General features: G+C 66.4%; 5 protein-coding genes. 1 reads left to right on the top strand and 4 read right to left on the bottom strand.

Features of this window, described 5'->3' with window-relative positions; translation table 11 throughout:
- Positions 1–286 (top strand): hypothetical protein (locus tag QZY44_RS10900; protein WP_295446082.1); only part of this gene is annotated, 286 nt, incomplete at its 5' end.
- A gap of 175 nt (positions 287–461) precedes the next feature.
- On the opposite strand, the gene pmbA is transcribed toward QZY44_RS10900, so the two are convergent.
- The 4 genes from pmbA to QZY44_RS10920 form a co-directional block, all read right to left on the bottom strand.
- Positions 462–1,811, bottom strand: a complete 1,350-nt coding sequence (pmbA, locus tag QZY44_RS10905; protein WP_295446084.1) for a metalloprotease PmbA — start codon at positions 1,809–1,811, stop codon at positions 462–464.
- A gap of 32 nt (positions 1,812–1,843) precedes the next feature.
- Positions 1,844–3,298 carry a metalloprotease TldD gene (gene tldD / locus QZY44_RS10910; RefSeq protein ID WP_295446086.1) on the bottom strand — a complete coding sequence of 485 codons (1,455 nt, stop codon included), beginning with the start codon at positions 3,296–3,298 and terminating at the stop codon, positions 1,844–1,846.
- Between the two features lie 243 nt (positions 3,299–3,541).
- Positions 3,542–4,363, bottom strand: a complete 822-nt coding sequence (locus tag QZY44_RS10915) for a carbon-nitrogen hydrolase family protein (protein WP_295446088.1) — start codon at positions 4,361–4,363, stop codon at positions 3,542–3,544.
- Between the two features lie 269 nt (positions 4,364–4,632).
- Positions 4,633–5,292: a PAS domain S-box protein gene (locus tag QZY44_RS10920; RefSeq protein WP_295446090.1), complete on the bottom strand. Its 660-nt coding sequence runs from the start codon at positions 5,290–5,292 to the stop codon at positions 4,633–4,635.
- Between the last annotated feature and the right edge of the window lie 594 nt (positions 5,293–5,886).

A 5,886-nucleotide genomic window follows, 5' to 3' on the forward strand; every position in this document is an offset into this window, starting at 1 on the left:
TCTTGCTTGCGATCGCGAGCATCCGGACCACGTTCGGACGGTACTTCGCCGGGCCGTGCAGGGTGCCGCGATCAAACGTGGTTTGATTGGAGCGGCCGCCGCGCGGGCGGTGGAGTGTGCCTTTGCGGCATTGTGCGAAGCCAACCTGAACGCACTGGAGACGCTGCGGGCAGCGGCCGAAGCGATTCCATGTCCCTCGGTTGCCGCCGTGCTGACCGAGGCGGCTAAGCTACAGGGCGCCATTATTCGCGAGGTGTTGGGTCAGCCAAACCACCCGCCCTCCTAAGATTGCGCTCGGGCACCCACGCATCGCCACGCTTCGAGCGTGGGGATGACCGCGTCTGATAACACGCGTTCTTGGGCATGGCCATGCTCGCAGGCAACGATGCCGAGAGGCCGTAGCCCCATGGTCTTTCCTGGCGGGCTTGGCGCCTTGGCGTGAATACGTTTCGGATGGAGACTTACTGCCCCGCGATGGTCATCTCCTCGATCAGCCAGGAGCCGGTGCGGGTGCTGCCCGGGAAGTCGCAGTCATTGCCCACCGCCACCAGGCCCGCGAACATCGTCTTGAGATTGCCGGCGATGGTGATCTCCTCCACCGGATATTGGATCTCACCGTTCTCGACCCAGAATCCGGCCGCCCCGCGGGAGTAGTCACCGGTGACCGCGTTGACCCCGTGGCCCATCAATTCGGTGACGAAGAGCCCGGTCCCCATGAGTTTGAGCATGCCGGCGCGGTCGCGCTCGCCCATGGCGACGACCAAGTTGCGTACACCGCCCGCATTACCGGTGGTCGGCATCTTGAGCCGGCAGCCGGAATAGGCGTCCAGGACATAGGTGCGCAGGACGCCCTCGCTGACCAAGTCTTTGGCCCAGGTGGCCACGCCGTCGCCGTCGAAGGGGGCGCTGGCCAGTCCCCGGGGCAGGTGGGGCTGCTCGTGGATGCGCACGAACTCGGGGAAGATCCGCTCACCCAGGTGGTCGAGGAGGAAACTCGCTCGCCGGTAGAGGCTGCCGCCGGAGATGGCGGAGACCAGGCTGCGTACCAGCCCGGTGGCCACCTCCGCCCGAAACAGCACCGGGGCCTTGCAGGTGTCGAGTTGGCGCCCCCCCAGCCGGGCGACGGTGCGCGCGGCGGCGCGTTCCCCCACCAGTCGGGCGGGCTCCAGCTCGCCCGCGGCGCGGGCACTGGTCCACCAGTAGTCCCGCTGCATGGTGTCGCCCTCCTCGCCGATGACGGCGCAGGAGAGCCCGTGGCGGGTGCTCGGGTAGCCGCCGACGAAGCCGTGGCTGTTGCCGTAGACCTGGAGCCCACAGTGGGCGCTGAGCGATGCCCCCTCGGAGTTGACGATGCGCGCATCAAATCCCCGCGCGGCGTCCTCGCACTCGGCGGCGATGGCAATCGCCGCCTCGACCCCGATCGGCCAGGGGTGATAGAGGTCGAGATCCAGTACGTCCCGGGCCATCAGCGAGGGGTCGGCCAGGTGGGCGCAGGGGTCCTCCTGGGTATGCACCGCGATGGCGCAGGCGGCCTTGACCGCGGCGCGCAGTGAATCGGGGCTGAGATCCGTGGTGCTGGAAGAGCCCTTGCGATGGCCGAAATAGACGGTGATGCCGAGCCCGTTGTCGCGGGTGTGCTCGACGGTCTCTACTTCGCCGAGGCGTACCCCGACCTCCAGTCCGGCACTGCTGCCGACTGCGGCCTCCGCGGCGCTCGCCCCGAGCCGCTTGGCCTCGCTCAGGAGGTCTTCGATGGTCTGCTCCAGCCGCGCCAACCGTTCTGCGGTATCCTCGGTTGAGGTAATGCTCATAGGAAATCCTTCAAACTTACATTCACTTGCGGCTAAATTTTCGATTCTGAGCCGGTGCCGCCGACGGTGAGCCCATCAATGCGTAACGTCGGTTGACCCACGCCCACCGGTACGCTCTGGCCCTCCTTGCCGCAGGTGCCAACGCCCGTGTCGAGCGCCAGATCGTTGCCGATCATGGCTACCCGGGTCAGTACGTCCGGTCCGTTGCCGATCAGCGTGGCCCCCTTGACCGGGCGGCCGATCTTCCCGTCCTCGATCAGATAGGCCTCGCTGGTGGAGAACACGAACTTGCCGGAGGTGATGTCCACCTGGCCGCCGCCGAAGTTTACCGCATAGAGCCCGCGGCTGACCGACGCGATGATCTCGCCCGGGTCGCGGGTGCCGGCCAGCATGTAGGTGTTGGTCATGCGCGGCATGGGCAGATGCGCATAGGACTCGCGCCGGCCGTTGCCGGTTGAGGTCATCCCCATCAGCCGGGCATTGAGCTTGTCCTGCATGTAGCCGCGCAGGATACCGTCCTCGATCAACACGGTGTTCTGGGTGGGCGTGCCCTCGTCGTCCATGTTGAGCGAGCCGCGCCGCCCGGGCAGGGTGCCGTCGTCGACCACCGTCACCCCGGGGGCCGCCACCCGCTCGCCCAGGCGCCCGGCGAAGGCGGAGGTCTCTTTGCGGTTGAAGTCGCCCTCCAGGCCGTGACCGATGGCCTCGTGCAGCAGCACCCCAGGCCAGCCGGGTCCCAGGACCACGGTCATGCTCCCCGCCGGGGCGCTCGAAGCCTCCAGGTTGGTCAGCGCCAGACGCACCGCCTCGCGGGCGAATGCCAACGCGCGGTCCTCCATCAGGAACCAGCCCAAGTCAGTGCGCGCCCCGCCGCCGCTGCCGCCCTGTTCGCGTCGACCCTTGTCCTCGCAGATCACGCTGACATTGAGCCGCACCAGCGGGCGCACATCCGCCGCCAGGGTGCCGTCATCGGCCAACACCAGGATTGTTTCCTGCACCGCGACCACACTGGCGGTGACCTCTTTGACCCGCGGGTCCTGGCGTCGGGCCTCCGCGTCCACGCGCTTCAAGAGCGCCACCTTATCCTCGTCCGGCAGGCTCTCCAGCGGGTCGATCGGGTCATAGAGTCGCCGTGCCGCGGGGGCCTGGCCGATCCGGACCCGGGCCTGTCCGCCGGTCCGGGCGATGGCGCGCGCGGCCTCGGCCGCCTGGGCCAGGGCCGGGTACTCCAACGCGTCGGAATAGGCGAAACCGGTCTTCTCGCCGCTGACGGCGCGAATGCCAACTCCCTGTTCGATGCTGAAATTCCCGTCCTTGATGATGCCGTCTTCCAGTACCCAGGACTGTAACCGGCTCTTTTGGAAATAGATATCCGCCGCGTCCAGGTCCGAGCCGGCGAGCAGGCCGAGCAGTCGGTCCAGGTCCTGGTCGTCGAGCCCGGCGGGCGCCAGGATGCTGTTGCGGGCGATAGTAATGGAGTCGTTCATCCAATTCCTCTGCGAGAAACCCCGGCGATCAGGCGGGGAGGGATAGCGGGCGCCGGCGGCGTTGCTGATTGCACCGCGTCTGAAGTTTCACCAAGCGTCGCCCCTAGGTGGGGTCGTTTACCGTGAAAGTCGCGCCGGGAGCGCACTCCACTTCTCCCTCCCCTATTGGGGGAGGGCCGGGGAGGGGAACGGCCAAGGCGCCCGCCACTTTCATCTTACTGGGTGGTGCGGGCGCCATGGCCGTTACCGCAAACGCCGATGGCCGATGGTGGGGAAGTGGCGGCGGGTTGAGCCCTGAAATTCACGGTCGATGGCGCTCAGGACACAGCCGGTGCCCCGTGGGAGTTGGGCGAGGACCGTCCCCCAGGGGTCGACCACCATGCTGTGCCCAAAGGTTTCACGACCGTTGAGGTGCAACCCGCCTTGGGCGGCCGCCACCACAAAAGCCAGGTTCTCGATGGCGCGCGCCCGCACCAGGGTCTCCCAGTGCGCCTTGCCGGTCATGGCCGTGAAGGCCGCGGGAGCCGCGATGATCTCCACACCCTGGTCGAGCATCCGCCGGAACAGCTCCGGGAAGCGCAGGTCGTAGCACACCGCCAGTCCGAGTCGGCCCCAAGGGCTGTCGATCACGACCACCTCGGTGCCCGGCTCGATCGTGGCGGATTCCTGGTAGTGTTCGTCGGCCCCGGGTACGGACACGTCGAAGAGGTGGATTTTGTCATAACGCCCGACCCGCTGCCCGTGCTCGTCGAAGACCAGGCAGGCGGCCCGCACCCGCGCGGGGTCCGCGCTCGCCAGCGCGATGGTGCCGCCCACCAGCCAGACCCGCTGCTCAGCCGCCACTCGGGCGAGAAATGACTGGAGCGGCCCCGCACCATCCGCCTCCCGCAGCGCGATCTGATCCAGTGTGTGCTTGCCCATGAGGGCGAAGTTCTCTGGCAGGACCACCAGGCCCGCCCCGCTCGCGGCCGCCTCCCGGACCAGGCGCTCCGCCGCGTGGAGGTTGGCCGCGACGTCGAGGCCGGTGGCCATCTGCACCGCCGCAACCAGTTGTCTGTCGTTCATCCGCTTCCCCCTGGTGAGTCGTCTGCGCGCGCGGCGTCGCCGGCCCAGACCGGGGGACACGATAGCATTCCCGGCGGGTGTCCGCGCGGTGTAGCGCGGGGTGGATATATCTGTGCGCGTCGGGTCCAGGAAGGGGGCGGTGATCGCAACCGGCTGGCCGTCAAAATCAACCGGCGGTGTGGTCAGCGCGACTCAGATGCCAGACGTGGCCTTACGGGCGTGTTTGGTGCTCGTGATGGCTGAAGCCGGTCATGCCGGCGCTGGCGCGATCATGACGCACTGATGCGCCCCGCCGTCTTCGCCTGATACAGGGCGCGGTTGGCTCGCTCCAGGAGCCAATCCAGTGACTCCTCGCCGTCCAGCGCGGCCCTTCCCGAACTGATGGGTGAATGACGCATAAACAGCTCGAGCAACTCCCGACTCTCAAGCAGGTCCTGTTCCATCTGCTTGTGCTGGGAGATGTCGCTGATCACCAAGAGGCAGAGCGGTGTGGGGTCGTCGTCACTGTGGTGCACTGTGCCATCCAGTCGTGCCCAGTAGATGTCGGCGTTCGCGCGGATCAGCCGCAGTTCGCTGCGCGGATAGGTGCGGGTGGTCAATGCCTGATGGTGGTGTCGGTCGAAGAGCACGCGATCCTCGGGTAGCACAAAGCCGCAGAACGGCTGCTGCACGATCTCACTCTTGGGCGCGCCCAACAGGTGCGTGGCCGCATGATTGGCGGTCTGGATCAAGCCGGCTTCATTGACGGTGAGATAGCCCACCGGGGCCAATTCGTACAGATCGAAGAAGTGTTGCGCAGCGGCGGCCAGCGCCGGTCCGGGCCGGTGGCGTTCGGCGTTCTCACATGCGAACTCACTCGGGTGGGCACGCAGGTCCCGCAGCCGTAGCAGTCGCCGGGGATGTTCGATGCTAAGCGTGCCTGGCGCCAACGCAATGCCTCCTGCCTGAACCGGCCAACATCCCGACAAATAGACCATACAGAATCGCCTGGATGGCGACTCTGCATGGCGAACCGTCCTGTCCCGAGCGTCCAGTCCTGAGCGTCCCTGTCGTGGGCCATCCTGTCCTGGGCATCCCTGTCGCGGGCCGTCCTGGCCCGAAGCGCCCCCCTTCCATGGGGTCCTACGTCGGGCATCCTTCCGGGCGTCCACATCCGGATCGGCCCTCTCCCGGGCATCCTGTCCCGGGCATCCCTGTCCCGAGCGTCCTTGTCCTCAACTGAAAGTGTGCAAGTGCCTTGAATTATTGGAGGTCCCTATCACAATCCAAGGTGGTCTGGGGTTGGTGTGGCGGGGCTTCAAGTGCCTTGAGATCATAGGTAGTGCCTGGCCAGAAACCGCAAACCCCTTTCTTGCTCAATCTGTTATAATCTGGCCCCATGGTTTAAGTTTGGCGCCACCTCCGATCGATGGGGCATGATACAAAGCGGTAACCGATGGATTTTCTGGGTCCGGTGGGGTACGGTCGCAATTTCGTGAATGCGCCAAGCCGTCCATTTCAATGAGTCATCATAAACTTCGCCA

The organism is uncultured Thiodictyon sp. (assembly GCA_903837595.1).
Classification (GTDB): Bacteria; Pseudomonadota; Gammaproteobacteria; order Chromatiales; family Chromatiaceae; genus Thiodictyon.

Excerpts from the sequence above, each read along its gene's own strand:
- pmbA (WP_295446084.1), bottom strand. The coding sequence starts at position 1,811 with ATGAGCATTACCTCAACCGAGGATACCGCAGAACGGTTGGCGCGGCTG.
- tldD (WP_295446086.1), bottom strand. The coding sequence starts at position 3,298 with ATGAACGACTCCATTACTATCGCCCGCAACAGCATCCTGGCGCCCGCC.
- QZY44_RS10915 (WP_295446088.1), bottom strand. The coding sequence starts at position 4,363 with ATGAACGACAGACAACTGGTTGCGGCGGTGCAGATGGCCACCGGCCTC.